The organism is Comamonas odontotermitis, assembly GCF_040396735.1.
In the GTDB taxonomy this organism is placed as follows: domain Bacteria; phylum Pseudomonadota; class Gammaproteobacteria; order Burkholderiales; family Burkholderiaceae_C; genus Comamonas; species Comamonas odontotermitis_C.
In genome coordinates, this window is the sequence record NZ_JBEBNZ010000004.1 from 1 (window position 1) to 25100 (window position 25100).

Annotated in this window: 23 protein-coding genes and 2 tRNA genes; 16 read left to right on the forward strand and 9 right to left on the reverse strand. The window is 63.2% G+C overall.

Annotation, left to right across the window (positions count from 1 at the left end; translation table 11 throughout):
* Positions 1–117: 117 nt before the first annotated feature.
* Positions 118–194: transfer RNA gene (locus tag ACH2DG_RS05620), tRNA-Met, on the reverse strand.
* Positions 195–370: 176 nt separating this feature from the next.
* Positions 371–447: transfer RNA gene (locus ACH2DG_RS05625), tRNA-Met, on the reverse strand.
* Positions 448–713: 266 nt separating this feature from the next.
* Here ACH2DG_RS05625 and ACH2DG_RS05630 point away from each other — a divergent pair.
* Positions 714–1874: an ABC transporter substrate-binding protein gene (locus ACH2DG_RS05630; RefSeq protein WP_395024724.1), complete on the forward strand. Its 1161-nt coding sequence runs from the start codon at positions 714–716 to the stop codon at positions 1872–1874.
* A 106-nt stretch (positions 1875–1980) separates the two neighbouring features.
* Here the strand turns inward: ACH2DG_RS05630 and ACH2DG_RS05635 are convergent, their stop codons facing one another.
* From ACH2DG_RS05635 to ACH2DG_RS05650, 4 genes are all read right to left on the reverse strand, one after another.
* Positions 1981–2760, reverse strand: coding sequence for an enoyl-CoA hydratase (locus ACH2DG_RS05635; protein WP_395024726.1), 780 nt, complete (start codon positions 2758–2760; stop codon positions 1981–1983).
* 147 nt (positions 2761–2907) lie between these two features.
* Positions 2908–4770: a M61 family metallopeptidase gene (locus tag ACH2DG_RS05640; protein WP_395024727.1), complete on the reverse strand. Its 1863-nt coding sequence runs from the start codon at positions 4768–4770 to the stop codon at positions 2908–2910.
* Between the two features lie 174 nt (positions 4771–4944).
* Complete coding sequence (locus ACH2DG_RS05645) at positions 4945–5658, reverse strand: DsbC family protein (RefSeq protein WP_395024728.1); 714 nt, start codon at positions 5656–5658, stop codon at positions 4945–4947.
* A 75-nt stretch (positions 5659–5733) separates the two neighbouring features.
* Complete coding sequence (locus tag ACH2DG_RS05650) at positions 5734–6885, reverse strand: FAD-dependent monooxygenase (protein ID WP_377779376.1); 1152 nt, start codon at positions 6883–6885, stop codon at positions 5734–5736.
* A gap of 84 nt (positions 6886–6969) precedes the next feature.
* On the opposite strand from ACH2DG_RS05650, the gene ACH2DG_RS05655 reads away from it, so the two are divergent.
* The 6 genes from ACH2DG_RS05655 (at position 6970) to ACH2DG_RS05680 (ending at position 13534) form a co-directional block, all read left to right on the forward strand.
* Positions 6970–7851, forward strand: coding sequence for an MOSC domain-containing protein (locus ACH2DG_RS05655; RefSeq protein ID WP_395024729.1), 882 nt, complete (start codon positions 6970–6972; stop codon positions 7849–7851).
* A 185-nt stretch (positions 7852–8036) separates the two neighbouring features.
* Positions 8037–9131, forward strand: coding sequence for a redox-regulated ATPase YchF (gene ychF, locus ACH2DG_RS05660; protein ID WP_395024731.1), 1095 nt, complete (start codon positions 8037–8039; stop codon positions 9129–9131).
* 258 nt (positions 9132–9389) lie between these two features.
* Complete coding sequence (locus tag ACH2DG_RS05665; protein WP_395024981.1) at positions 9390–10355, forward strand: hypothetical protein; 966 nt, start codon at positions 9390–9392, stop codon at positions 10353–10355.
* Between the two features lie 275 nt (positions 10356–10630).
* Positions 10631–11500 carry a carboxylating nicotinate-nucleotide diphosphorylase gene (nadC, locus tag ACH2DG_RS05670; RefSeq protein WP_395024732.1) on the forward strand — a complete coding sequence of 290 codons (870 nt, stop codon included), beginning with the start codon at positions 10631–10633 and terminating at the stop codon, positions 11498–11500.
* Positions 11501–11538: 38 nt separating this feature from the next.
* Positions 11539–12531, forward strand: a complete 993-nt coding sequence (locus tag ACH2DG_RS05675) for a tripartite tricarboxylate transporter substrate binding protein (RefSeq protein WP_395024733.1) — start codon at positions 11539–11541, stop codon at positions 12529–12531.
* Positions 12532–12832: 301 nt separating this feature from the next.
* Positions 12833–13534: a hypothetical protein gene (locus tag ACH2DG_RS05680; protein ID WP_395024734.1), complete on the forward strand. Its 702-nt coding sequence runs from the start codon at positions 12833–12835 to the stop codon at positions 13532–13534.
* Here ACH2DG_RS05680 and ACH2DG_RS05685 read toward each other — a convergent pair whose 3' ends face one another.
* Positions 13535–14074 carry a YqaA family protein gene (locus ACH2DG_RS05685; protein ID WP_395024735.1) on the reverse strand — a complete coding sequence of 180 codons (540 nt, stop codon included), beginning with the start codon at positions 14072–14074 and terminating at the stop codon, positions 13535–13537.
* Between the two features lie 216 nt (positions 14075–14290).
* Between ACH2DG_RS05685 and dusB the strand changes: the two genes are divergently transcribed.
* The 5 genes from dusB to ACH2DG_RS05710 all read left to right on the forward strand — a co-directional run bounded on the left by dusB (position 14291) and on the right by ACH2DG_RS05710 (position 18705).
* Positions 14291–15358, forward strand: a complete 1068-nt coding sequence (dusB, locus tag ACH2DG_RS05690; RefSeq protein ID WP_395024736.1) for a tRNA dihydrouridine synthase DusB — start codon at positions 14291–14293, stop codon at positions 15356–15358.
* Positions 15355–15588 carry a Fis family transcriptional regulator gene (locus ACH2DG_RS05695; protein WP_184706151.1) on the forward strand — a complete coding sequence of 78 codons (234 nt, stop codon included), beginning with the start codon at positions 15355–15357 and terminating at the stop codon, positions 15586–15588. The genes dusB and ACH2DG_RS05695 overlap by 4 nt, the downstream gene beginning before the upstream one ends.
* Positions 15589–15663: 75 nt before the next feature.
* On the forward strand, positions 15664–17262 hold the full coding sequence (gene purH / locus ACH2DG_RS05700) for a bifunctional phosphoribosylaminoimidazolecarboxamide formyltransferase/IMP cyclohydrolase (protein ID WP_395024737.1): 1599 nt from the start codon (positions 15664–15666) through the stop codon (positions 17260–17262).
* Between the two features lie 76 nt (positions 17263–17338).
* Positions 17339–17803 (forward strand): c-type cytochrome, encoded by a 465-nt coding sequence (locus tag ACH2DG_RS05705; RefSeq protein WP_395024738.1) that lies wholly within the window; start codon positions 17339–17341, stop codon positions 17801–17803.
* A gap of 191 nt (positions 17804–17994) precedes the next feature.
* Complete coding sequence (locus ACH2DG_RS05710) at positions 17995–18705, forward strand: Bax inhibitor-1 family protein (RefSeq protein ID WP_395024740.1); 711 nt, start codon at positions 17995–17997, stop codon at positions 18703–18705.
* Positions 18706–18811: 106 nt separating this feature from the next.
* On the opposite strand, the gene hemL is transcribed toward ACH2DG_RS05710, so the two are convergent.
* Together hemL and ACH2DG_RS05720 are read right to left on the reverse strand one after the other, a co-directional pair.
* Positions 18812–20110, reverse strand: coding sequence for a glutamate-1-semialdehyde 2,1-aminomutase (hemL, locus tag ACH2DG_RS05715; protein WP_395024741.1), 1299 nt, complete (start codon positions 20108–20110; stop codon positions 18812–18814).
* A 164-nt stretch (positions 20111–20274) separates the two neighbouring features.
* Positions 20275–21180, reverse strand: coding sequence for a hydroxymethylpyrimidine/phosphomethylpyrimidine kinase (locus ACH2DG_RS05720; RefSeq protein WP_395024743.1), 906 nt, complete (start codon positions 21178–21180; stop codon positions 20275–20277).
* A 289-nt stretch (positions 21181–21469) separates the two neighbouring features.
* Between ACH2DG_RS05720 and ACH2DG_RS05725 the strand changes: the two genes are divergently transcribed.
* The 4 genes from ACH2DG_RS05725 to ACH2DG_RS05740 are packed head-to-tail and all read left to right on the forward strand — an operon-like array spanning position 21470 to position 25063.
* Positions 21470–21856, forward strand: coding sequence for a PleD family two-component system response regulator (locus ACH2DG_RS05725; protein WP_184706139.1), 387 nt, complete (start codon positions 21470–21472; stop codon positions 21854–21856).
* Between the two features lie 9 nt (positions 21857–21865).
* Entirely contained in the window at positions 21866–22231 is a 366-nt protein-coding gene (locus ACH2DG_RS05730; protein WP_263434665.1) for a PleD family two-component system response regulator, read from the forward strand.
* A 3-nt stretch (positions 22232–22234) separates the two neighbouring features.
* The gene (locus ACH2DG_RS05735) at positions 22235–22762 is read left to right on the forward strand and encodes a chemotaxis protein CheW (RefSeq protein WP_395024744.1); all 528 of its coding nucleotides are present in this window, start codon (positions 22235–22237) and stop codon (positions 22760–22762) included.
* A 39-nt stretch (positions 22763–22801) separates the two neighbouring features.
* Positions 22802–25063 carry a methyl-accepting chemotaxis protein gene (locus tag ACH2DG_RS05740; RefSeq protein ID WP_395024745.1) on the forward strand — a complete coding sequence of 754 codons (2262 nt, stop codon included), beginning with the start codon at positions 22802–22804 and terminating at the stop codon, positions 25061–25063.
* Positions 25064–25100: the final 37 nt, after the last annotated feature.

The following is a 25100-nucleotide window of genomic DNA, read 5'->3' on the forward strand; positions in this document are numbered from 1 at the left end:
TTTTTCCGTGCCTCGACATTCTTGCGCTGCAATTGCCGCGATCCGGCGGTCCGGCAGGCGGCATTGCCTTGCAAAAGCAAAACCGCAGTGTCCTTGCGAACACTGCGGTTTGTTGTCTGGTGGTCGTAGTGGGACTTGAACCTACGACATCAGCATTATGAATGCTGCGCTCTAACCAACTGAGCTATACGACCAGGAGGGCGCATTGTAGGGGCAAAGTGGGCGCGCTGCAGCACAATTGCGCTCTTTTTCGCCACTGGTGCAGGTTGTGCGCGCACGGCAAGGCGCCAGCGAACGGCATTCTTGAGGCCTGAATGCGCCTGTGCAAAGAAAAACCGCAGTGTCCTTGCGAACACTGCGGTTTGTTGTCTGGTGGTCGTAGTGGGACTTGAACCTACGACATCAGCATTATGAATGCTGCGCTCTAACCAACTGAGCTATACGACCGGCAGAACGCCATTATATATCGAAATTTCAGCCCGAAGAAATTTCGCGGCACTTTTGCAGGTAGCCGCACGGATCACCCGTGCGGATTTGCATAGCCCGGGACATTCATCAATAACGACAAACCCGAGTGTGTAAAAGATCATGCGCACATATGTAATTTTTGTTGACAATATGTAGGCTTTTCCCAATAGTGGCGCCTGCTTTATCGACCGTTGGGACGGAAATAACCGGCGGATCCGCAAGAAACCACTCAAGGAGAAGGCGCCATGCAGACGCCAGACAAGAACAGGGCAGCCGGGCAGCGGCAATGGTCGCGCCGCCAATGGCTCCAGACATCCGGGGCGCTGATTGCCGGGGCGCCGTACATTGCGCGCTCGCAGTCCGCACCCATTCGCGTGGCGGCCACCTTTGCCAACAGCGGCGTGGAAAAGCCCAACGGCCAGGGCCTGTTCCAGGGCGCGCAGGCCTGCTTCAATGCCATCAACCGCGCAGGCGGCATCAATGGCCGCCAGATCGAACTGGTGATGGCAGACGACGAGTTCAACCCCGCCAAGGCCAAGGAAAACGCGGTCAAGTTTGCCTCGGACGCGGGCGTGGTGGCATTGCTGCACCCCCAGGGCACGCGCCAGACGGCCGAGGTGATGAACGCCGTGCGCACGGTGCCCATCGTGGGGCCCAACTCAGGCACCACGGCGCTGCACAAGCGCGGGGCGAACAATGTGTTCTGGGTGCGCACCAACTACGACGTGGAGCTGGAGCGTCTGGTGCGCTTTGCCGACACCCTCAACCTCAAGCAGATTGCCCTGGTCTACCCCAACGATCCGTTTGGCCTGTCGGTGCTCGACGGCTTCAATGCGGCGCTTGCGCGGCGCAACATCAAGGCGGTGGGCATTGCCAGCACGCCCGGCACGGCCAGCCTCGAAGTCGGCCCTGCTGCCAAGGCGCTGGCTGCCGTGCCCGCGCAGGTGCTGATCATGAGTCTGGTGGGTACGCTCCCTGCCTTTCACGAGGCCTACCGCGCAGCGGGCGGCACGGCAATCTCGTTTGCACTGTCCCTGGGCGGCAGCGCCCCCAATCTGGCAGCCATGGCCAAGCAGCCCGAGCGGCCGATTTTCTCGGTGATCGTGCCGCCGCCCAATGCGGAGCGGTTCGAGCTGGCACGCAGGTACCGCGCGGACATGCGTGCATCCAACCTCAGCGGCGATTCGCTGGTCAGCCTGGAAGGCTATGCCGATGCCCGCGTGCTGGCCGAAGGCATTCGCCGCGCAGGCGCAAGGATCGACCGCGACAGCGTGACCGCAGGTCTGGAGAGCATGAGCGATTTCGACCTGGGTGGCCTGCGCATCCGCTACGGCAAGGACGCACGCGAAGGCAATACCTACACCGATATCGTGACGGTGGCGCAGAACGGCCAGATTCTGAGTTGAGGAGAGAGGGAGTGAGGAGAAGAAAAAACGCCGCGATATGCGGCGTTTTTTCTTGGGTGCTGGGGATCGCCGAGCGGCGATCGGTCCGCTATCGGCCAGCCATTGATCAGCTGTGCGTGAACTTGGCGTCGCGTTTGTTCACGAAGGCATCCATGCCTTCCTTCTGGTCATTGGTGGCAAACAGCGCGTGGAACAGGCGCCGCTCAAACATCACGCCGTCGTTGAGGCTGCCTTCGAAGGCGCGGTTGACCGATTCCTTGGCGGCCATCACGGCCAGCTGCGAGAAGCCGCTGATGATGATGGCCGCGCCCAGGGCTTCTTCCATCAGCTTGTCCAGCGGCACCACGCGGCTGACCAGGCTGGCGCGTTCGGCTTCTTCGGCATTCATCATGCGGCCGGTCAAGGCCATGTCCATGGCCTTGGCCTTTCCCACGGCACGCGGCAGGCGCTGCGTGCCACCGGCGCCGGGAATCACGCCCAGCTTGATTTCGGGCTGGCCAAAGCGGGCGTTGTCGGCTGCGATGATGAAATCGCACATCATCGCCAGCTCGCAGCCGCCGCCCAGCGCGTAGCCGGACACCGCTGCAATCACCGGCTTGCGGATGGAGCGGATGGTTTCCCAGTTGCGGGTGATGTAGTCGCCGCCATAGGCGTCGGCAAAGCTGTACTTGGCCATGGCGCCGATGTCGGCACCTGCGGCAAATGCCTTTTCGCTGCCGGTGATGATCATGCAGCCAATGCGCTTGTCGGCGTCAAACTGCTTGAGCGCGTCGCCCAGCTCGTTCATCAACTGGTCGTTCAGCGCATTCAGTGCCTTGGGGCGGTTGAGCGTGATGACGCCGACCTTTTCGGCTTCGACACGCACTTCGATCATTTCATAGGCCACGGTCTGTCTCCTTGGTTGGTCTGGTACCAGCGGCCCGCTGGCACCTGCATAGTTCGTCAGGCATCCTACACCAAGCCCGCTGCTGCGGTGCAGAAGGTGGTGCAACTTGGCACATCAGGGTACCTGTTCAGTGAAAGCTGTCGCTGTCTAGCGCCCGTCCAGCCAGCAGTTGACCGATTTCTCATCGGCGACAGAGAGTGTGACGGTATCTGCAGGCGTGGCGGTTTTTGTGGTGGGTTTGCGACCTTTTGTCGCTGCCTTTTCTGCCATTTTTGGAGCTGTGGCGGCAGGCAGCTGCAGCGGCAGGCGCAGCAGGCGCTTGTCGCGGGCGACAAGGGCGAGCACTTGGCTGGCGTCTCCTGCGTACAGCAGCAGGTCGTCGAGCTTGTTCAGCCGCCAGCCAGCCGCCTGGGCGGTGGGCTGCACGGGCTCGATGCCAATCCATTCGTCTCCGGCCATCATGCCAGCGGCTTCGGCGGGGCCGCCGCGCAGCACCACCTTGATACCGATGCCTGCTGCGCCTTCGCTCACGCGCAGGCCCAGTTGCTGGGCCATCTGCGGCGTATCGCCCTTGCACTGCACGCCGTGCGCCTGCAGCAGTGCCGCAACAGGCAAATCAAGCCTGCCATGCACCCAGGCGGCGATATCGGCCGTCCAACTGCGGCCGGTCAGGGTGTGCAGCACGTCCAGCAGGTCCTGCTCGCGCATCGGGCCGCCCTTGCATTGCTTGTAGAGCGAGCGCATCACATGATCGAGCGTGGTGCGGCCTTCGCGGCGCAGGCTCAAGTCGAGGCACAGCGCCACCAGCGAGCCCTTGGTGTAGTAGCTGACGGTGGCGTTGGGCGTGTTTTCGTCCTGGCGGTAGTACTTGACCCAGGCGTCGTAGCTGGCATCGGCCACGCTTTGCACATGGCGGCCGGGGGTCTGCAGCACCTGGTTGATGGTCTTGTTCAGAAGCTTCAGGTATTCGGCATTGTCCAGCAGGCCCGCGCGGCGCAGGATCAGGTCGTCGTAGTAGCTGGTAAAGCCTTCAAAGAACCACAGCAGCTCGGTGTAGTTCTCGCGCTCGTAGTCGTAGCTGGCCAGCTCGATGGGGCGCAGGCGCTTGACGTTCCAGGTGTGGAAGTATTCATGGCTGATCAGGCCGAGCAAGGTGGTGTAGCCGCTGCCGGCCTTGTTGCCATCGGACGCCTGGCCCTTGCGCGGCAGGTCGCGCCGGCCGCAGATGAGGGCTGTGGAGTTGCGATGCTCCAGCCCGCCATAGTTGTCGTCCATCACGTTCAGCATGAACACATAGCGCTCGAACGGCGGCTTGCCCTTGGGGTGCCACAGGCGGATCTCGGTCTCGCAGATCTTCTTGGTGTCGGCTATCAGGCGCTCGCCATCAAAACTGGCCGCTGCGCCCGCCACCACAAAGCGGTGGGGCACGCCGTGGGCGGTGAACTCCGCGCTCCAGAACGCGCCCATCTCTACCGGGCAGTCCACCAGCTCGTCGTAGCTGGCAGCGTGGTAGCGGCCAAATCCGTTCTTTTGGGTTTTGATGGCGGTCAAGCCGGTGGCCACCTGCCAGCGCGGCTGGCTGGCGGGGGCCTCGATGTGCAGCACCTGCAGCCGCTGCTCGGCCCCGTGCACGCGCACAAACACGCTGGTGCCGTTGAAAAAGCCGCGGCTCGCATCCAGCCACGCGGTGCGCACGGAGCTGTCGTAGGCGCAAATTTGATAGCTGAGCGTGAGCGGCTCGCCTGCGCTGGCGTCAATTTTCCAGTTGTTCTTGTTCTGCTGCACGGCATCGACCATCTGCCCGCCCTGGCTGGCCGTCATGTCCTGCAGGTTCCTGGAGAATTCGCGCACCAGATAACTGCCGGGTATCCACACCGGCAGCGATACGGTCTGCTGCGCCTGGGGATCGGGGATATTGACGACCACTTCGTACAGGTGGGCGTTCAGATCCACCGGCGTGATGGTGTACTGGATGGCATTGGCGGCTGCAAGAGGAATGCTTTTTTTCATGGACTGGGCCGGGTGGCTGAGGGTGTTTGCGCAGTATAGGCAGGGTATTGGTCGGCGACGGGCGCCTGCCGCCTTCCCTTGCCGGGATGACGCTTTTCATCTGGGGGCAGCGCGGCCATAAAAAAAGGCCCCGCAGGGCCTTGTTGTCGCATGTTCGCCTGGCGGAGCGCGTGCTTACTTGATGGTCTTCAGGCGTTTTTCCAGGTCTTCTGCACCAATGGCGCCGGGTACGCGCGAGCCGTCGGCAAAGAAGATCGTGGGCGTGCCGGTGATCTTGTACTTGCGGCCAAATTCCATATTGCGCTGCAAGGCGGTCACGTCGCAGCTCGAGGGAGCGGCGGGCGCATCCGTGCCCTTGAGCATGTGGCTGGCCCATTCCTTGGCCGGGTCCTTGGCGCACCAGATGTTGCGCGACTTCTCGACCGAATCGGGGCTCAGGATCGGGTAGAGGAAGGTGTAGACCGTCACGTCCTTGACGTTCTGCAGGTCCTTTTCAAAGCGCTTGCAGTAGCCGCAGTTCGGGTCTTCGAACACCGCAATCTTGCGCGAGCCATTGCCCTTGACGGTCTTGATCGCGTCCTTCAGGTTCAGGCTGTTGAAATCCACCGCCGTGAGCTTGTTGATGCGGTCTTCGGTGAGGTTGCGGTGGGCCTGGGTGTCGATCAGCTCGCCCTGGATCAGGTAGTTGCCCTTGGCATCGCTGTAGAACACATCGGTGCCGATGCGCACTTCGTACAGGCCCTGCATGGGGGTGGCGCTGACTTCCTCGATCTTCTGCAACTGGGGAATGCGTTCTGCCAGGGTCTTGCGGATCACGTCTTCTTGCGCGCTGGCGCTGAAACTGGCCGCCATGGCAGCACTGGCCAACACGGTAGAGAGAAATCGCATGAGAGTCTTTCTGTAAGTTCAAACAATCCAAAGGCCCGGATGAGCGGGCCAACCCAGGTTTGTACCGCAAGGGCGCTAAAAGTTCACACCCATGGCCTGGCGGGTCACCCAGGCTTTGAGCGGGCCACTGCGCTCAAAGCCGCTCATGCCCCAGTTGCGCAGGTTCGCCAGTGGCAGTTCGGCCCGTGTAAACAATTGTTGGATACCGTCCATGGCCAGGCCAATGGGGGCGAGGCGCGCCTTGCGCTCACGCTCGTAGCGGCGCAGCAGGCGCAGATCGCCCAGGTGGCGCCAGCGGGCGTCTTCACCGGTTAGCAGCCGGGCAAGCGCTGCCACATCGGCCATGCCCAGGTTCAGGCCCTGGCCTGCCAGCGGGTGCACGGCATGGGCGCTGTCTCCGGCCAGCACCCAGCTGGCGGGTTCGCGCAGGGCATCGCTGCCGGGCATGGGGCCGCACCATTGGCGCGCCACCGATTGCTGCAAGGGCCACGCGGCGCGCTCGGCCACCACCGTCAGGCGCCCCAGCGCCCCCTGGCTGGCAGACTGCAGCGCATCGGCAAATTCGGCATCGGCCAGCGCCTTGAGGGCGGGCACCTGCTTTTCGGGCAGCGACCAGACCACAGCGACTTCGCTGGCGCCCACACCGCCCAGCGGCAGGAAGGCGAGAATGTCGCCTGCTGGCGAGAACCACTGGCGCGCGGCCTGGCCGTGCGGCACTTCGCACTGAACACGGGTGGCAATGGCCGTCTGGTGGTAGGGCATGGTGGCAAATTCGACGCCAAACTCTTCGCGGGTGCGGCTATGCCTGCCTTCGCACACCACCGTGAGGCTGGCGTTCACCGGGCTGGCCACCACTTCCACCATGGGCTGGTAGCGCACGGCGGCGGCGAGCTGGGCTTCCAGCGCGGGTACGTCCACGATCCAGTTGAGGGCATCGACACCCTGGCGCTCGGCTTCGAAATGCACTTCACCGCCCGCGTCGCCATACACATCCATGCGGGTGACGGGGGTGGCGTAGGCGTTTTCGGGCCAGCTGCGCACCGACTGCAGCACTTCGCGCGAGAGCTGGTTGAGCGCATAGGCCCGCACATCGCCATGGCCGCTGTTGCCGGGGGAGGGGGCGGTATCGACCAGCGCCACACGCATGCGCTCGCGCGCCAGCAGCAAGGCCAGAGTGCGACCCACAATGCCGGCGCCGCGAATACAAACATCGAATTCAGAAGCCATAGGCGGACTATTGTAGTAGGCGTGGAGCGCGGGCCATTTACTCGTTACAGTGTGGTTTGCCAAGAATCAAACAAGAGTACGACCATGGTAGACACCGATTTCTTCGACGTGACCGGCCAGATTGGCCAGTTGTGGATCTTCCCGATCAAGTCCTGCGCGGGCATTGCAGTGCAAAGTGCGCGCCTGCTGCCTACAGGCCTGGAGCATGACCGCGCCTTCATGTTGGTGGATGGGTGTGGCGAATTCATCACGCAGCGCGAGATCGCGCGCATGGTGCTGGTGCAGCCTGCGATCGAGGGCGGCGTGATGACGGTGACGGCCCCCGGCATGGCACCCTTGACCGTGGACATGGTGTTTACCGGCCCCGAGCGCAGTGTGCGCGTGTGGGACGACCACGTGCCCGCGCTGCAGGCGCCAGACGCCATCAACGCCTGGTTCAGCCAGTTTCTGCAGAAGGAATGCGCACTGGTGCGCATGGCGCCGCAGGCGCAGCGCCTGGCCAGCAAGAAGTGGACACGCGGCGCCGATGCGCCCACGCAGTTTGCCGATGGTTATCCGATTCTGGTGGTCAGCCAGGCCTCGGTGGATGAGCTCAATGACCGGTTGACGCAGGGCGGCCACAGCGCGGTGGTGGCACACCGCTTTCGCGCCAACATCGTGGTGCAGGGCTTTCAGTCGCACGATGAAGACCGCATTGAGGCGCTGGCGGTGCACCAGGGCAATGCAGACAGCCGCCAGTGGCTGGATTTGCCGCTGGTCAAGCCCTGCGCGCGCTGCCCCATCCCGGATATCGACCCGGCCACATCGCAAAGCGGCACGAGCGTGACCGACACCCTGCAGACCTACCGCCACGACGACCGGCTCGATGGCGCCGTGACCTTCGGCATGAATGCCATCGTGCCAGCAGGCGCGGGCGGCCTGCTGCGGGTGGGCGACCGGGTGGGCGGCGCGCTGCAGTTTGATTGAGCACCGATTTGGGAAAAAAACAGCAGCAGTTGCCAAAGGGTGAGCACCTGTTGCTATTGTTTTTGAATCGATGCCGCCTGGGCTGCGAGAAGCGATGCGTCGTCTGAATATGCCCCAGTGCCGCCCGCAAAACCGCTTCGGCTTAAAATGCCGGGTTTGTCCGAAAGAATAGAGAAAGCACTGCCATGAGCCTCAAATGCGGCATCGTCGGTTTGCCAAACGTTGGCAAGTCCACCCTTTTTAATGCGTTGACCAAGGCTGGAATTGCCGCCGAGAACTATCCTTTCTGTACCATCGAACCCAATACCGGCGTGGTGGAAGTGCCCGACCCGCGCCTGGATGATCTGTCCAAGATCGTCGAGCCCGAGCGTGTCGTTCCCGCCATCGTCGAGTTTGTGGACATTGCAGGCCTCGTGGCTGGCGCCTCCAAGGGTGAAGGCCTGGGCAACCAGTTCCTGGCCCACATCCGCGAAACCGACGCCATCGTGAACGTGGTGCGCTGCTTCGAAGACCCCAACGTGATCCACGTGGCCAACAAGGTCGACCCGATTGCCGATATCGAAGTCATCCAGACCGAGCTGTGCCTGGCCGACCTCGCCACCGTCGAAAAAGCGCTCAACCGCTACAGCAAGGCTGCCAAGTCGGGCAACGACAAGGAAGCGGCCAAGCTGGTCTCGCTGCTCACGCCCATCCAGGCGGCACTCGACGAAGGCAAGCCTGCCCGCATCGTGCCCGTGTCCAAGGAAGATGCGCCCCTGCTCAAGCAGTTCTGCCTGATCACCGCCAAGCCTGCCATGTTTGTGGGCAACGTCAGCGAAGACGGTTTTGAGAACAACCCGCTGCTCGACAGCCTCAAGGCCTACGCCGAAGCCCAGGGCGCGCCCGTGGTGGCCATCTGCGCCAAGATCGAGGCCGAAATGTCGGAGATGAGCGACGAAGACCGCGACATGTTCCTCGAAGAAATGGGCCTGGAAGAGCCTGGCCTCAACCGCCTGATCCGCGCTGGCTTCAAGCTGCTGGGGCTGCAGACCTACTTCACCGCCGGTGTGAAGGAAGTGCGCGCCTGGACCGTGCCCGTGGGCGCCACCGCCCCGCAGGCTGCCGGCGTGATCCACGGCGACTTCGAGCGCGGCTTCATCCGTGCGCAGACCATCTCGTTCGATGACTACATCCAGTACAAGGGTGAGCAAGGCGCCAAGGAAGCGGGCAAGATGCGCGCCGAAGGCAAGGAATACATCGTCAAGGACGGCGATGTGCTGAACTTCCTGTTCAACGTCTGATTGAACCTGCCATTGAACTGCCAGCGCATGGCCTCTGCGCTGGTGCTACAGCCCCCTGCAAAGCCCGCTGCATTGCCAGCGGGCTTTTTGTTGGCGGGCGGGCGTGGTGCAATGCCGCTGCAAGCCGTTATAAGATAGCCTTTGACCGCGCGGAGCGCCTCTTTGCCGTCCCTGGCGACCCCTGCGCCCTTGCGCGGTCCGAGCCATTCCAACGAATTTCCGAGAAAGTCCTGCCTGGTGACCCCATCCGCCGCCGCCATGAATGCCGTTGCCCCCACTGCGCCGAGCGCCGCCGAGCGCGAGCAGCATTCGGTACAGGCCGATCTGGTGGCGGTGCTGGTGGCGGTGACAGGCGGCCAGCCGCGCATCCTGACCACGCAAGGCGGTGACACCCTGCCTGCGGGGCCGTTCACCGCCAACCACCGCTCGCTGCAGGCCAGCCTGCGGGCCTGGGTGGAGACGCAGACCCACCACCCGCTGGGCTTTGTCGAGCAGCTCTACACCTTTGCCGACCGCGACCGCTCGCAGGAGGTGGGCATGCGCGCCATCTCCATCAGCTACCTGGCGCTGACGCGCGAGCTGGATGACGCGGGGGATGCCCAGCCGGGCTGGCAGGATTGGTACCGCTATTTCCCCTGGGAGGACTGGCGCAGCGGCGCGCCCGACATTCTCAGCCGGTGCATTGCGCCCGGCTTGCGCGCATGGAGCGATGATGCTCCTGAAAATATAGCTAAAAGCGCGCGATGGGAGCGCGCCAGCGTCACTTTTGGCCTTGAAGGCAGCGATTGGAACGAAGAGCTGGTGCTGCAGCGCTACGAACTGCTGTTTGAAGCTGGCCTGGTGGCCGAAGCCTGGCGCGACGGCGTGGCCGCCCCCGCAGGCCACCAACTGCTGGGTGCAGCCATGCGCAACGACCACCGCCGCATTCTGGCCACCGGCATGGCGCGCCTGCGGGCCAAGATCAAGTACCGCCCCGTGGTTTATGAGCTGATGGCGGACAGCTTTTCGCTGCTGCAACTGCAGCAGACCGTGGAGGCCCTGGCCGGGCGCAGCCTGCACAAGCAGAACTTTCGCCGCCTGATCGAGCAGCAGGCCCTGGTGGAAGACACCGGCCACATGAGCACGGCAGGCGCGGGCCGGCCCGCCAAGCTGTTCCGCTTTCGCCGCAATGTGCTGATGGAGCGGGCCATTGCCGGCAACAAGCTGCCCCTGGCGCGCAGCTGATCACTGTTTGCTCAAAAAAGATAGCTGCTGGCGCATGCTGGGTGGCTTCTGAAACCATATTTCACTGCTTTTTTACCGGCACTGCAGGCCGATGCGGTAGACGGTAGACGGTAGACGCGCGCCTGTCGCTGCTATAAGCGGTCTTCCGCAGGGCGTTGGTTCCGATGCGCTCAAAGGGTCAAGCCTTGACAATATTTATGCTCATATTTAGCATAAGTGAATGCGCAACGAACAAGGCTCGTCGCGCCCCTTTTTTTACCCTTCAAATACTCAAAATGAGCATTAATATGACAACCGCACTGCCCGTGCCCCCCTTGCCCGATGTGATGCTGGAGCCGCTGGTGCGCATGACTCTGCTCGAAGACCTGGGCCGCGCGGGCGATCTGACGACCGACACCATCGTGCCCGCCGACGCCAAGGACAGCCTGCGCCTCGTGGCGCGTCAGGAGGGTGTATTGGCGGGGCTGGACTTGGCGCGGCTGGCCTTTCATCTGCTCGACAGTGGCCTGGTATTCGAGCCGCTGTGCAGTGATGGCACGGTGCTGGCGCCGGGCATGGAGATCGCCCGCATCAGCGGCAAGAGCCGTGCCATTCTGACGGCCGAGCGCACGGCGCTGAACTATCTGTGCCACCTGAGCGGCGTGGCCAGCGCCACCTATTCGATGGCCCAGGCCATCCGGCCCTACGGCACGCGGGTCACCTGCACGCGCAAGACCATGCCGGGCCTGCGCGCGCTGCAGAAATACGCGGTACGCGTGGGTGGCGGCAGCAACCACCGCTTTGGTCTGGACGATGCCGTGCTCATCAAGGACAACCACATTGCCCTGGCAGGCGATGTGGCCACCGCCGTGGGACGCGCCCGGGCGGGCGTGGGCCACATGGTGAAGATCGAGCTGGAAGTGGACACGCTCGCGCAGCTGGAATCCGCCCTGCAACTGGGCGTTGACGTGGTGCTGCTGGACAACATGGACCTGGAGACGTTGCGCACGGCCGTGGCCATGTGCAAAGGCAAGGCGGTGACCGAGGCCTCGGGCCGCATCACGCCTGAGACCGCGCCGCACGTGGCCGCAACCGGGGTGGACCAGATTGCCGTGGGCTGGCTGACGCACAGCGCCAAGGTGCTGGATATCGGCCTCGACGCCTGAACCTGCCGCAGCACACCAACCTTGCAAGGAGGCGCACCATGCCCCGATTTCCCAAACGCATTTCCTGGTGGTTGGCCGCAGCCGCCACCGTGGCCTGCATGGCCGCAGGCCTGTGGCTGGGCGGCAGCACCATGGCGGCGGCCCGTTTTGACCAGCCGATCACCATCGTCGTGACCTTTCCGCCCGGCGGGGGCACCGATCTGCTGGCACGCAAGCTGGGCGCTGCCTTGCAGCAGCGCATTGGCCAGAGCGTGGTGGTGGAGAACCGGCCCGGGGCCAGCGGCAACATCGGCGCGCGCCATGTGGCCGAAGCGGCGGGCGACGGCGCCACGTTGTTGATGGTGAACAGCTCGTTCGCCATCAACCCGGCGGTCTACCGGCAGCTCGATTTTGACCCGCGACAGGATTTCAAGGCGGTCTTCAACGTGGGCACGATTGCCTCGGTGCTGGTGGTGCCGCAGGCAAGCGCGCTGCACAGCCTGGCCGATGCGCGGGCCGCTGCGCAAGTGCAGGATCTGCCGTTTGCATCGTGCGGCAACGGCACGCCGCAGCACATGGCTGGCGAAATGCTGGCGCAGGCCGCGCAGATGCATTTGCAGCATGTGCCCTACAAGGGCTGCGGGCCCGCCATCACAGCGGTTGCGGCAGGCCAGGTGCCCCTGGGTGTGGTGACTGCCAGCAGCGCCGCGCCGCTGATCGAGGCGGGCCGCGTGCGGGCCATTGCCATCACCGCGCCCCAGCGCCTCGCACAGTGGCCGCTGGTGCCCACGGTGGCCGAGCAAGGCGTGGCCGGTTTTGCCGTGGAGCAGTGGCATGGCCTGCTCGCGCCTGCCGCGACCGGCGACGCCCTGGTGCAGCGCATGCATGCCGTGCTCGCGCAGATTCTGGCCGAGCCTGCCATGCAGCAATCGCTGCGGGAGCAAGGCTATACGCCGGTGCAGCAAAGCGCGGCGCAGTTTGGCCAGCTCATCGCGGCCGATATCGACCGCTATGGCGCCGTGGCACAGCAGCTGGGCCTGCGAGTGGATTAGGGGGTAGGGCTGGCGCAGGTGGCCTTCGTGGCGGTTGTGGATCGGCACTTTATCGCCACACCTCGCCACACCTCCGTCATACGCCTGCAGTGTGTCAACCGTATGGCACCCGGGCGGGGTGCTGAAGCTGTTGCTGTTTGGCCGCAATGCCTTGGCGTGTGCGCCGCGAGCCCGAATGCGCGGCCCGTGCTTTCTATAATCCGCGGCACATTAATCAAGGAGCCACGCGCAGGCGCGTGGCGCTGTGCGTGACGGACGGACGGGCCGGGTGCGCTGGCTGCGGATGCGCGAAGGAGTTTTTATGCGTTGGACCCCCTGGGTGCATGGCCTGGTTGCCGTGGTATGCGCCGCCCCGTTGATGGCCCATGCGGCCCGCCCGATGAACACGGACGACGCGCGGGTGGTGGATGACAAGTCGTGCCAGTTGGAGAGTTGGGCCAAGCGCACCGATGGCCATACCGAGCTGTGGGCGCAGCCTGCCTGCAACTTCACTGGCAACCTGGAGGTGACGCTGGGCGGGGCGTGGACGCGCGAGGACGGTGGCACGCGGCGCAGTGCGCAATTGATTCAGGGCAAGACGCTGTTCAAACCGCTGGAAACCAATGGCTGGGGCTATAGCTTGGCCGTTGGTGTGTCGCGCGACCCGCGCCCCGGTTCGGGCGGCGGCCACGATACCTATGCCTATGTGCCCGCCAGTTTTTCATTTGCGGACGACCGGCTGGTGCTGCACACCAATGTGGGCTGGTTGCGGGAGCAGGGCACGCACAACAACCGCCTCACCTGGGGCCTGGGCTCCGAGACACAGCTGTCGGACACCAACTGGCTGGTGGCAGAGACCTACCGCCAAGGCGTGGGCAAGCCGTATTACCAGGTGGGCCTGCGCCACTGGCTGGTGCCCGACCGGGTCCAGGTGGACGCCACCTACGGCAACCGCTTTGGCGGCGAGGGCGGCCACTGGGTTTCCATCGGCCTGCGCCTGCTTTCGCCGAAGTTTCTGCCCTGATCAGCCCGCGAGCGAGCCTGCGGGCCAGAAGTGCAGGATGGTGGCGGTCATGACGAGGTAGCGCATGAATTTGCCGATGGCCATATAGAAGACGCAGGGCCAGAACGGCAGGCGCAGCCAGCCTGCAACGGCGCAGATCGGATCGCCCACCACCGGCAGCCAGCTCAGCAGGCAGGCCTTGGCGCCAAACTTGCGCAGCCAGACGCGGGCGATGCGCTGGTGGCGGCTGCGCTGGTGCGGGGCCTGGGCGGGCGTGGCGCCACTCTCTTGCACGGGGTCATTCGCATGGCGCAGGCTGCGTGCCTTGCGCCATGCCTTGTGCGCAAGCATGCCGGTCCACCAGCTGATGGCGCCACCCAGGGTGTTGCCCGCAGTGGCCACCAGAATGGCCTGCCAGAACAGATCGGGATTGAGCTGCAGCAAGCCCGCCACTGCAGGCTCGGACCCCAGCGGCAGCAGCGTTGCCGATACCAGCGCCACGATAAAGACGGTGCTGAGCCCGAACTGGGGCAGGGCCAGCCATTGCAGCAGTTGATGCATCCACACTTCCATGCAGGCCAGTGTAGCCCGCCGCCCTGGTGTGGGGGCTTTTCATGGTGCGGCGGCCCTGCAACGAAAAAATAACAGGATGAATACGGTGTCAACCGGGTTGATTTGGTGTTTGCTGATTTTTTGAGCAGGTACAATCGCTCTCTTCCCCAAACCATCCAAGCTATGGCGCCCCTGTTTTTTGGAGCGCGCTTTTGTCTTTTCCCCATGTCCGTGCGCATCGGTTCCTATCAATTGGCCAACAACGTGTTTGTGGCACCCATGGCGGGTGTGACGGACCGGCCCTTCCGCCAGCTGTGCAAGGCGCTGGGGGCAGGCTATGCGGTCAGCGAGATGGTGACGAGCCGCAAGGACCTGTGGGACAGCTTGAAGACCAGCCGCCGCGCCAACCACGCGGGCGAGCCCGGGCCGATCTCGGTGCAGATCGCTGGCACCGATGCGCTCATGATGGCCGAGGCGGCCGTCTACAACATCGAGCGCGGCGCGCAGATCATCGACATCAACATGGGTTGCCCGGCCAAGAAGGTGTGCAACAAATGGGCGGGCTCTGCGCTGATGCAGAACGAGCCGCTGGCGGTGGAGATCGCTGCAGCGGTGGTGGAGGCGGCAGCGCCGTACAAGGTGCCTGTCACGCTCAAGATGCGCACCGGCTGGAGCGATGAGCACCGGAACGCCATCACGCTGGCGCGGCAGTTCGAGCAGGTCGGCATCCAGATGCTGACCGTGCATGGCCGCACGCGCGAGCAGGGCTACAAAGGTTTTGCCGAGTACGACACGATCCGCGCCGTCAAGGCGGCCGTGGGCGTGCCCGTGGTGGCCAATGGCGACATCACCACCCCGGAGAAGGCGCGCGATGTGCTTGCCTACACCGGTGCGGATGCCGTGATGGTGGGGCGGGCTGCCCAGGGGCGGCCCTGGATTTTTCGGGAAATCGTGCATTTTCTGCAGACCGGCGAACACCTGGCGCCGCCACTGGTGGCCGAGCTGCGCAGGCACCTGCTGGCGCATCTGCAGCACCACTATGCGCTGTACGGAGAGAGCACGGGCGTGCGCTCTGCGCGCAAGCACATCGCATGGTATGTGCGCGATCTGCCCGGAGGGGACGCGTTTCGACGCGAGATGAATCTAATAGAGAACAGCGCTGCGCAATGGCAGGCCGTGGCCGATTATCTGGATGTCCTGGGGCAGCAGATGGATCGCCTGCCCGCCAGTGCGGCAGTGCCAGTGGCCGGCGAGGGAGCCGATGCCCCAGCAACAACGAGTGATTGTGTATGAGCAAGACGACGATTGAGCAGTCCGTGCGCGAAAGCCTGCAGACGTATTTTCAGGATCTGGAGGGTGAAGTGCCGGACCGTGTGTATGAGATGGTGGTGCGCATGGTGGAGCGCCCCATGCTGGAAGTGGTGATGAACCACGCCGACAACAACCAGTCGCGCGCAGCCGAATGGCTGGGCCTGAACCGCAACACCCTGCGCAAGAAGCTGGTTGAGCACAAGATGCTTTGAAATCTATCAAATTTATAGCGGCTTGCGCAATCAGTGCGAGCGCTAGAGCCTGTTTTTATTTATAGAGTGATTGCCATGAAAGCACTGATTTCCGTTTCTGACAAGACCGGCATTGTGGAGTTTGCCCAGGCGCTGCACGGCCTGGGCGTGCAACTGCTGTCCACCGGCGGCACGGCCAAGCTGCTGGCGGGCGTGGGCCTGCCGGTGACCGAGGTGGCTGAGGTGACCCAGTTCCCCGAAATGCTGGACGGTCGCGTCAAGACCCTGCACCCCAAGGTGCATGGCGGCTTGCTGGCGCGCCGCGAGTTGCCCGAGCACATGGCGGCGCTCAAGGAACACGGCATCGAGACCATCGATCTGCTGGTGGTGAACCTCTATCCGTTCGAGGCCACTGTGGCCAAGGCGGGTTGCACGCTGGCCGATGCCATCGAGAACATCGACATTGGCGGCCCGGCCATGGTGCGCTCTGCCGCCAAGAACTGGAAGGACGTGGGCGTGGTCACGGCTGCCGACCAGTACGACGCCGTGCTGGCTGAACTCAAGGGCGCGGGCAAGCTGTCCGACAAGCTGCGCTTTGCGCTGTCTGTGGCTGCCTTCAACCGCATCGCCCAGTACGATGGTGCGATCAGCGATTACTTGTCGAGCGTCAAGTTTGAAGAAGAGAAGCTGAGCGAAGCGTATGTGCCCGAGCGCGCGCTGTTCGCAGGCCAGAGCAATGGCCACTTCATCAAGGTGCAGGATCTGCGCTATGGCGAAAACAGCCACCAGCAGGCGGCGCTGTACCGCGATCTGTACCCCGCCCCCGGCTCGCTGGTGACCGGCGTGCAGCTGCAGGGCAAGGAGCTCTCTTACAACAACATCGCCGACGCCGATGCGGCCTGGGAATGCGTCAAGAGCTTTGACGTGCCCGCCTGCGTGATCGTCAAGCATGCCAACCCCTGCGGCGTGGCCATCGGCAAGGATGCGCACGAAGCCTATGCCAAGGCCTTCCAGACCGATCCCACCAGCGCGTTTGGCGGCATCATCGCCTTCAACCGCACTGTGGACAAGGCTGCGGCCGAAGCCGTCTCCAAGCAGTTCGTTGAAGTGCTGATGGCGCCTGATTTCAGCGCCGAGGCGCTGGAAATCTTCAAGGCCAAGGTCAATGTGCGTCTGATGAAGATCGCCTTGCCAGCGGGCGGCGAGCGCGCCTGGGACCAGGGCCGCAACGCCGTCGAATCCAAGCGCGTGGGCTCGGGCCTGCTGCTGCAGACCGCAGACAACCACGAGCTGCAACTGGCCGAACTGAAGGTCGTCACCGTCAAGCAGCCCACCCCCGAGGAGCTGAACGACCTGCTGTTCGCCTGGAAGGTGGCCAAGTACGTCAAGTCCAACGCCATCGTGTTCTGCAAGAACGGCATGACCATGGGCGTGGGCGCGGGCCAGATGTCGCGCCTGGATTCGGCACGCATCGCCTCCATCAAGGCCGATGCCGCCAAGCTGTCGCTGCAGAACACCGTGGTGGCGAGTGACGCCTTCTTCCCGTTCCGCGACGGCCTGGACGTGGTGGTGGATGCGGGCGCAACCTGCGTGGCCCAGCCCGGCGGCTCCATGCGCGACCAGGAAGTGATCGACGCCGCCAACGAGCGCGGCGTGGCCATGGTGTTCACCGGCGTGCGCCACTTCCGGCATTGATTGATCGTGCGCCGCTGGGCGGTCTTCCTGGAGGAGGGCTGCCTCGTGGCGGTTCGGCGTATCAATTGAGGAAGCCATGAGCGATACACGAGAAGAGAGAGACGAACAGCCCCGCCGCTCGCGCTGGTGGGGCGTGGTGATTGTGGGTTTTGCGCTGGTGGTGGGGCTGGGGATGTTCAACATCGGGCGCCTGATCCTGCGGCCCAAGCCGGAGGTGGTGGCGGTCGAGCAAACCATTGCGGCCAGCCCTGCTCTGCAGCGGGGGCGCGATCTGGTGACGAAAAGCAGCGACTGCATGCGCTGCCACACCATGGATCTGGATGTGGTGGGCCCCGGTTTCATGACCATTGCCAAGCGCTACGGCGACCGGCCCGACGGGGTTCAGTACCTGGCGGGCAAGATCCGCGAGGGCAGCGTGGGGGAGTGGGGCCGTGTGGTGATGCCCCGCCACCCGCAGATCACGCAGGAGCAGGCTGAGCTGATGGCCGGCTGGTTGATGGCGCTCAAGCCATCAGCCAAGCCGGAGGCTGGCAAGCCTTGAGACCCCCGATCCCGCCCACAGGCCCGCAAGATGCGGGCTTTTTTCTGCGTGCCGGTCCATGCAGGCAGCAATGCCCGTACGGCATGGCTGAAAAGCCTGTACTTTTGTAAAGCAAATCTGCGATACTGCGGCGCACAAGGGGGCAACGATCGGTGCCCCTCCTGCAACGCAGAGAAACCGAAGGAGGACGCATGAACTTTCCCGAATACGCCGGCCACGGCGGTGGAGTGCCCGAGGCGCAGACCCGCGGCCAATTTATCAAGGCTGCCTACAGCTACCTGGCGGTTGCCGTGCTGCTGTTTGCCGTACTGTCGTTCGGCCTGTATGCGAGCGGCGCATCGTTTGCCATGCTCAAGATGCTGGGCGCCAGCAAGTGGGCCTGGCTGGGTGTGATGGGTGCGTTCATGGTGGTGGGCTGGCTTGCCACCAATGCGGCTGACAATTCCGAGAGCAACAGCGTGCAGATGCTGGCGCTGGGCGGCTATGTGGTCGCAGAGTCGCTGATTTTTGCACCCATGCTGGCCATGGCAAGCATCATCGCTCCCGGTGCCATTCAGGCAGCAGCCATTGCCACCCTGGCCTTGGTGGCGGGCCTGACCTTCACCGCTTTCACCAGCAAGACCGATTTCTCCTTCCTGGGCGGCTTTCTGAAGATTGGCGGCCTGGTGGCCATCGGCGTCATCATCGCTGGCGTGCTGTTCGGCTTCAAGCTGGGCGTGTGGTTCTCCGGCGCCATGATCCTGTTCGCAGGCGCCTGCGTGCTGTATGACACCTCGCAGATCATCCACCACTACCCCGCAGACCGTCCTGCAGGCGCGGCATTGCACCTGTTCGCATCGGTGGCGCTGCTGTTCTGGTACGTGCTGCGCCTGATCATGTCCCTCACCGGCAACGACGACTGAGCGGCGTTTTTCTCCATGAACAAAGCCCCGGCATGCCGGGGCTTTTGTTTTGCTCTTGTTTTAAGAGCTATTGGCGCTTGCCAGAAAAGCGCCAAGGCGGAATTTTTTACAGTGTCTTGAACACTTCGCGGGCGGCTTCCACCGTCGATGCGATGTCCGCATCGGTGTGCGCGCTGCTGACAAAACCTGCCTCATACAGTGCGGGCGCAAAGTAGTGGCCGCGCGTGAGCATGCCGTGGAAGAACTTGTTGAACAGCGGTTTGTCGCTCTTCATCACGGCGTCGTAGTTGCCGGGCAGCTCGGGCAGCAGGAAGAAGCCGAACAGGCCGCCCTGGTGGTCCACACAGAAAGGAATGCCGGCGGCATCGGCTTCGGCCTTGATACCGGCCATCAGCTTGCCGGTCTGGGCGTGCAGGCGGTCATGAAAGCCCGGCTGGCTGATCAGCTCCAGCGTCTTGAGGCCGCAGGACGTGGCAATCGGGTTGCCCGACAGGGTACCTGCCTGGTAAACCGGGCCCAGGGGCGAGAGTTTTTCCATGATTTCGCGGCGCGCGCCGAAGGCGGCCATCGGCATGCCGCCGCCGATCACCTTGCCCATGACCGTGATATCAGGCCGGAAGCCGGGGATCTGCTGCGCGTAGATGCTTTGCGCGCCGCCCAGGGCCACGCGGAAACCCGTCATCACCTCGTCGTAGATCATCAGCGCGCCGTGTGCGTCGCACAACTGGCGGATGCGCAGGGTGAATTCGGGCGTGGCGCGCACGAAATTCATGTTGCCGGCGATCGGCTCCATCATCACGCAGGCGATCTGGCCGTCGTACTTGGCAAAGGCTTCTTCGAGCTGGGCGATGTCGTTGTATTCCAGAACGACGGTGTCCTGCACCACTTCGGCGGGCACACCTGCGGACGAGGATGCGCCAAAGGTGGCCAGGCCCGAACCCGCCTTGACCAGCAGTGCATCGGCGTGGCCGTGGTAGCAGCCGTTGAACTTGATGAGCTTGTTGCGGCCGGTGTAACCGCGCGCCAGGCGAATGGCGCTCATGCCGGCTTCGGTGCCGGAGCTGACCAGGCGCACCATGTCCATCGACGGGATGAGCTTGAGAATGGCCTCGGACAGCGCCACTTCGCGCTCGGTCGGGGCGCCGAAGGAGAAACCATCCAGCAGGGCGGCCTGCACGGCCTGCACCACATCGGCCTGGCCATGGCCCAGGATCATCGGCCCCCAGGAGCCGATGTAGTCCACATACTGTTTGCCGTTGGCGTCCCACAGGTAGGCGCCTTGGGCGCGTGCAATGAAGGGCGGGGTGCCGCCCACGGCATTGAAGGCGCGCACAGGCGAGTTGACGCCGCCGGGAATCACCTGGCGTGCGCGTTCGAACAATTGGGCGTTTTTATCGATGGTCATAGCGGGTCAAAGGAGAGTTCGCCGCTGATTGTCGGCCAACCAGCGCAGAGGGGCTGTCAAACCGGAGGTACCGCAGCGGGATGCATTGTTTTACCCCCGGCGGGGTGACGGCACACATGCCACCAGATTCCAACAGATGGCATCAGGTGGCAACAATCAGACAATCAGGGCGCACTGGCTGCCTCGTCCGTGTCTGCGTCTTCTTCATCATCGGCATGTACCCAGAACAGGCGATCCGGAATCGTCTTGCCCATGCCGGGGCGCAGGCCCCCTTCCAGGCATTTGTCGAGGTAGGTCATTGCTTCTGCCGTGGCGTCGCTCAATGGGACTTCGGTGGCCAGGAGGGCGGTCAGTGCGGCGCTCAGGGTGTCGCCAGCGCCCAGGTACTCGGTTTCAAACAGCTCGAATTCGCCGCTGCCATAGATGGTGTCGGAGGAGGCCAGCACGTTTTCCACATGCTGGTCCTTGCGGGGAATGCCGGTAACCAGCACAAAGGGCACGCCGTGCTCGGCAGCAGCCCGGGCAATGTCGCGCGGCGTGGGCGGGTGCTCGGAAGTGCGCTCCGGCAGCAGCCAGCGCCACAGCAGGCCATAGGCGCCCACCAGCACGGTTACCTGGGGCAGCAGCAGTTCTTCGTAGGCATCCAGGTAATCCTCGATCAGCGCGCCATCCCACCAGGCCATGCTGGAGACATAGGCAACCACAGGAATATCCGGATAGTCATTGGTCACTTCCGCGCAAACCCGCACATTGCCTATCGATCCCAGAAAGCCGATCTTGATGGCGCGGATGGGGACGTCCTGCAGAACCGTCTGGGCCTGGTGTTGCACTGCATCATCGGGCAGGGCGTAGAAATCGAGGGTATCGAGGGTGTCGCGCACCAGGGTGCCCGTCGCCACGGTGCAGGGGTGCCCTCCCATGGAGGCTACGGCGAGGCTGTCGCCGTTGATGCCGCCGGCGCCAATCGGGTCGTTGGCGTTGATGCACAGGATGCTGACGGTGTCGATGGAGGCGGCGAGGGTGCTGTCACTGGCGCTGGATTCGGGCACAGATGTCAAAGGAGATGTCATAGGTCAATAGGGTATGGCACAGTGCCGCAAGAACCACAACCAACCGTGTTGAAAAGCTACAATCGTTGCATTCTATTTAAAGGCTATGTAAGCTTTTCAAGATTAAGAGCAGGGGCGACGGGTCCAGTGTACGCGTTGTGGTGCAAAATGCGCCAAAACGGGCGCCGTTCCGTCGAAAGAAAATCGCATCCATGCGATTCAGATCTATGCGAGCCGGGTGGGAGGGGTGTTGTCAGCCTTCGCTGCCGTGTGCATTTGCATTTCACACTTTAGGTGAGGAGAGTGGCCGGTGACAGCATCCGCAGAAAATTTCAAGGTCCTGGTGGTTGACGACAGCAACACCATTCGCCGCAGTGCCGAGATCTTCCTCAAGCAGGGTGGCTATGAAGTGCTGCTGGCGGAAGACGGCTTTGATGCACTCTCCAAGATCAACGATTTCAAGCCGGACATGGTGTTTTGCGACATCCTGATGCCCAAGCTGGATGGCTACCAGACCTGCGCCATCGTCAAGCGCAATGAATCCTTTGCGTCCACGCCTGTGGTCATGCTGTCGTCCAAGGACGGCGTGTTCGACAAGGCCCGGGGCCGCATGGTGGGTTGCGAAGACTATCTCACCAAACCATTTACCAAAGACCAATTGCTGGAAACCGTCGGGCGCTTCGTCGCTGTGCGGTAAGGAGGGGCTGTGCCTATTCAAAAAGTTTTAATCGTCGACGACTCCAAAACCGAGTTGATGTTCCTGAGCGACCTGTTGATGCGCCACGGCATGGTGGTGCGCACGGCCCAGAATTCGGATGAGGCGATGCAGCGTCTGGCAGAAGAGCGCCCTGACCTGATTCTGATGGACGTGGTCATGCCTGGGCAAAATGGTTTCCAGCTCACGCGCTCGATCACGCGCAACCCGGATTACGCAGACATTCCGATCATCATGTGCACCAGCAAGAACCAGGAAACCGACCGCGTCTGGGGCATGCGCCAGGGCGCACGCGGCTACGTGACCAAACCGGTAGACCCGGCCGAGCTCAAGGCCAAGATCGAGGCATTGGGTTAAGGCATGACACAACGCGAAGACCTACGGGATTTGCAGGCCCGCCTGGCCGACCGCCTGAGCCAGGCGCGTACACAGACCGCTGTGGGAGCGTCGTGGCTGGCCGTCAAGATCAGCGACAGGAATTTCCTGCTGCCCCTGAGCCAGTCTGGCGAAGTGGTGGGCTGGAGCGGCGTCGAGCCGGTTCCCTACACCAAGCCCTGGATGCTGGGAGTCACCAGCATCCGGGGCATTTTATTGACCGTGGTCGACCTCGCGCGCATGCTGGGCCTGCCCGTTGCGCGCAGCGAACAGGTATTTGCAGAGGCCTCGGTCGTGGCGCTCAATCCCATGATGGGTGTCAATGCGGCGCTGTTCGTGGAGGACCTGGGGGGGCTGCGGGGCATTGCCGATTTCCAGCACTCCAGCGATGCGGCTCCCGATGCGCCCGAGTTCTTTGGCGCGCTCTATACGACGACCACCGGCGAACAATGGCAGGAATTGAATCTGCAGCTGTTGGCCAATGCCCCCGATTTTCTCGATATCACGGCATAGCGCAGACCGCCTGCCACCCTCTGACCATAACCACTCTGTATGTTTAGCAAACTATTCAAACGCAAAGAAGATGCGGCAGCGCCAGAACCCGGTGTCAGCATTTTCCCGGATGGCGACCAGGTCATGCTGTCCGAAGGCTCCACCGGCGATGCCGTTGTGGCTCCCTCCGAGTCGACATTGGCCTCTAGCAATGCATACATGGAGCAATTGGTCGAGGGCAATGTGAGCGGTGATGATCCGATCACCCTGCCCGTACTGGGAACTGCTCCGGCGTCCAAGCACCAGAAAACCCTGCTGGCGATCGTGATCGGCGGCCTAGTGGTGTTCTTTGCGCTGGCAGTGTGGGCGATTCTCCAGTCGCGCACGGTGACGGGGCAGTTGTCTGCCACCGGCCAGGCGCTGACCCAGTCACAACGCCTGGCCAAGGCCGTGGGCCAGGCACTCAATGGCCATGAGCAATCGTTTGCCGATGTGGCCGAGAGCTCGACCGTTCTCAAGCAAAACGTGCTGGGCCTGAAGTCCGGTGATGACGAACTGGGCATCAAGGCCCTGTCGGATTCATATGCCGAAACGCTCGATCCCCTGGTGGAAGATGCCAACCGCACGGCTGCCAAGAGCGATGTGATCATCAAGCAAAAGGATGCGCTCATCTCGATGAGCAAGGCCTTGCAGGCCATTCACAGAAACACGCAGAACCTGCTGGAGCTGAGCGAGGCTGTCGTCAGCTTGAAGCTGCAACAGGGGGCGCCCACTGCAGAAATCGCTGCAGCCAGCCAGCTGACCATGCTGACCCAGCGTATCGCCAAGTCTTCCAGCGATTTCCAGTCTGGCGCCGGTGCCAGTGCGGAGGCCGTTTTCCTGCTGGGCAAGGATTTGAACACCTTCAAGGAACTGGTGGGCGGCTTGCTCAATGGCAGCAGCGAACTGCGCCTGGGCGCTGCCCGTGATGGTGCGGTGCGCGAAAAGCTGCAGGCACTCAGCACCCAGTACGAGACAACCCTGAAGGACGGCTCGGCTGTTCTGGGCAACCTCAAGGGCATTTCGGAAGCCCGCGAAGCCGAAGTGTCGATCCAGTCGGCCAGCGAGCCGATGCGCCAGCGCCTCAATACCTTGCAGGCCGATCTGAACAGCGGCTCCAACCGGGTCTGGCTGTACCTGGTCGGCATCGTGCTGGCCGCCTTGCTGGTGGGCCTGGGCGGCTGGGGCCTCGTGCGCCTGCAGCTGATTGATTCTGCCAACCGCCGCCGCGCTGCGGAAATCCTGCAGCAGGACGCGACCCGCCAGGAACAGGAAGCCAAGCGTCTGAACGATGCCAACCAGGCGGCCATTCTGCGTTTGATGAACGAGCTGCAATCGGTGGCTGAAGGTGACCTGACGCAGGAAGCCACCGTGACGGAAGACATCACCGGCGCCATCGCCGACTCCGTGAACTACACCGTGGAAGAGTTGCGCATGCTGGTGGGCAGCGTGCAGAACACGGCGACCCGTGTGGCGCAGACCACCTCGACCGTGGATTCCACCTCGACCGAGCTGCTGGCTGCCTCGACCGAGCAGCTGCGCGAGATTCGTGAAACCGGCAAGTCCATTCTGGACATGGCAACGCGTATTAACCAGGTGTCGTCGCAGGCGCAGGAATCGGCTGCGGTGGCGCGCCAATCGCTGCTGGCTGCGGAATCGGGTTTGAAGGCGGTGGAGAACTCCATCGGCGGCATGAACTCCATCCGCGACCAGATTCAGGATACTTCCAAGCGCATCAAGCGCCTGGGTGAGTCTTCACAGGAAATTGGCGAAATCACGGACCTGATTTCGGACATTACCGAGCAGACCAACGTTCTGGCGCTCAATGCCGCCATTCAGGCCGCATCGGCTGGTGAAGCGGGCCGCGGCTTCTCGGTGGTGGCCGAAGAAGTGCAGCGTCTGGCGGAGCGTTCTGCCGATGCAACGCGCCAGATCTCGGTGCTGGTGAAGGCGATTCAGACCGACACGCAGGACGCCGTCGCCGCTATGGAACGCTCCACCCAGGGTGTGGTGGAAGGTGCGCGCCTGTCCGACAGCGCGGGTACGGCACTGGCCGAGATTGACCGCGTGTCGCGCCGCCTGGCGGAGCTGATCTTGCAGATTTCCCGCTCGGCATCGGACGAAGCCGTGCAGGCCAACGAAGTGGCCGAGAATATCCAGCACATTTTTGCAGTGACGGAGCAGACCAGTGATGGCACCCGCACTACGGCGCAGCAGGTGCGCGAACTGTCGCAGATGGCTGAGGAGCTGCGTCAGTCCGTGGCGCGATTCAAGATTGCTTGACCGCGCCTGTTGTTCATTTTTGACCCGAAATCGGGGA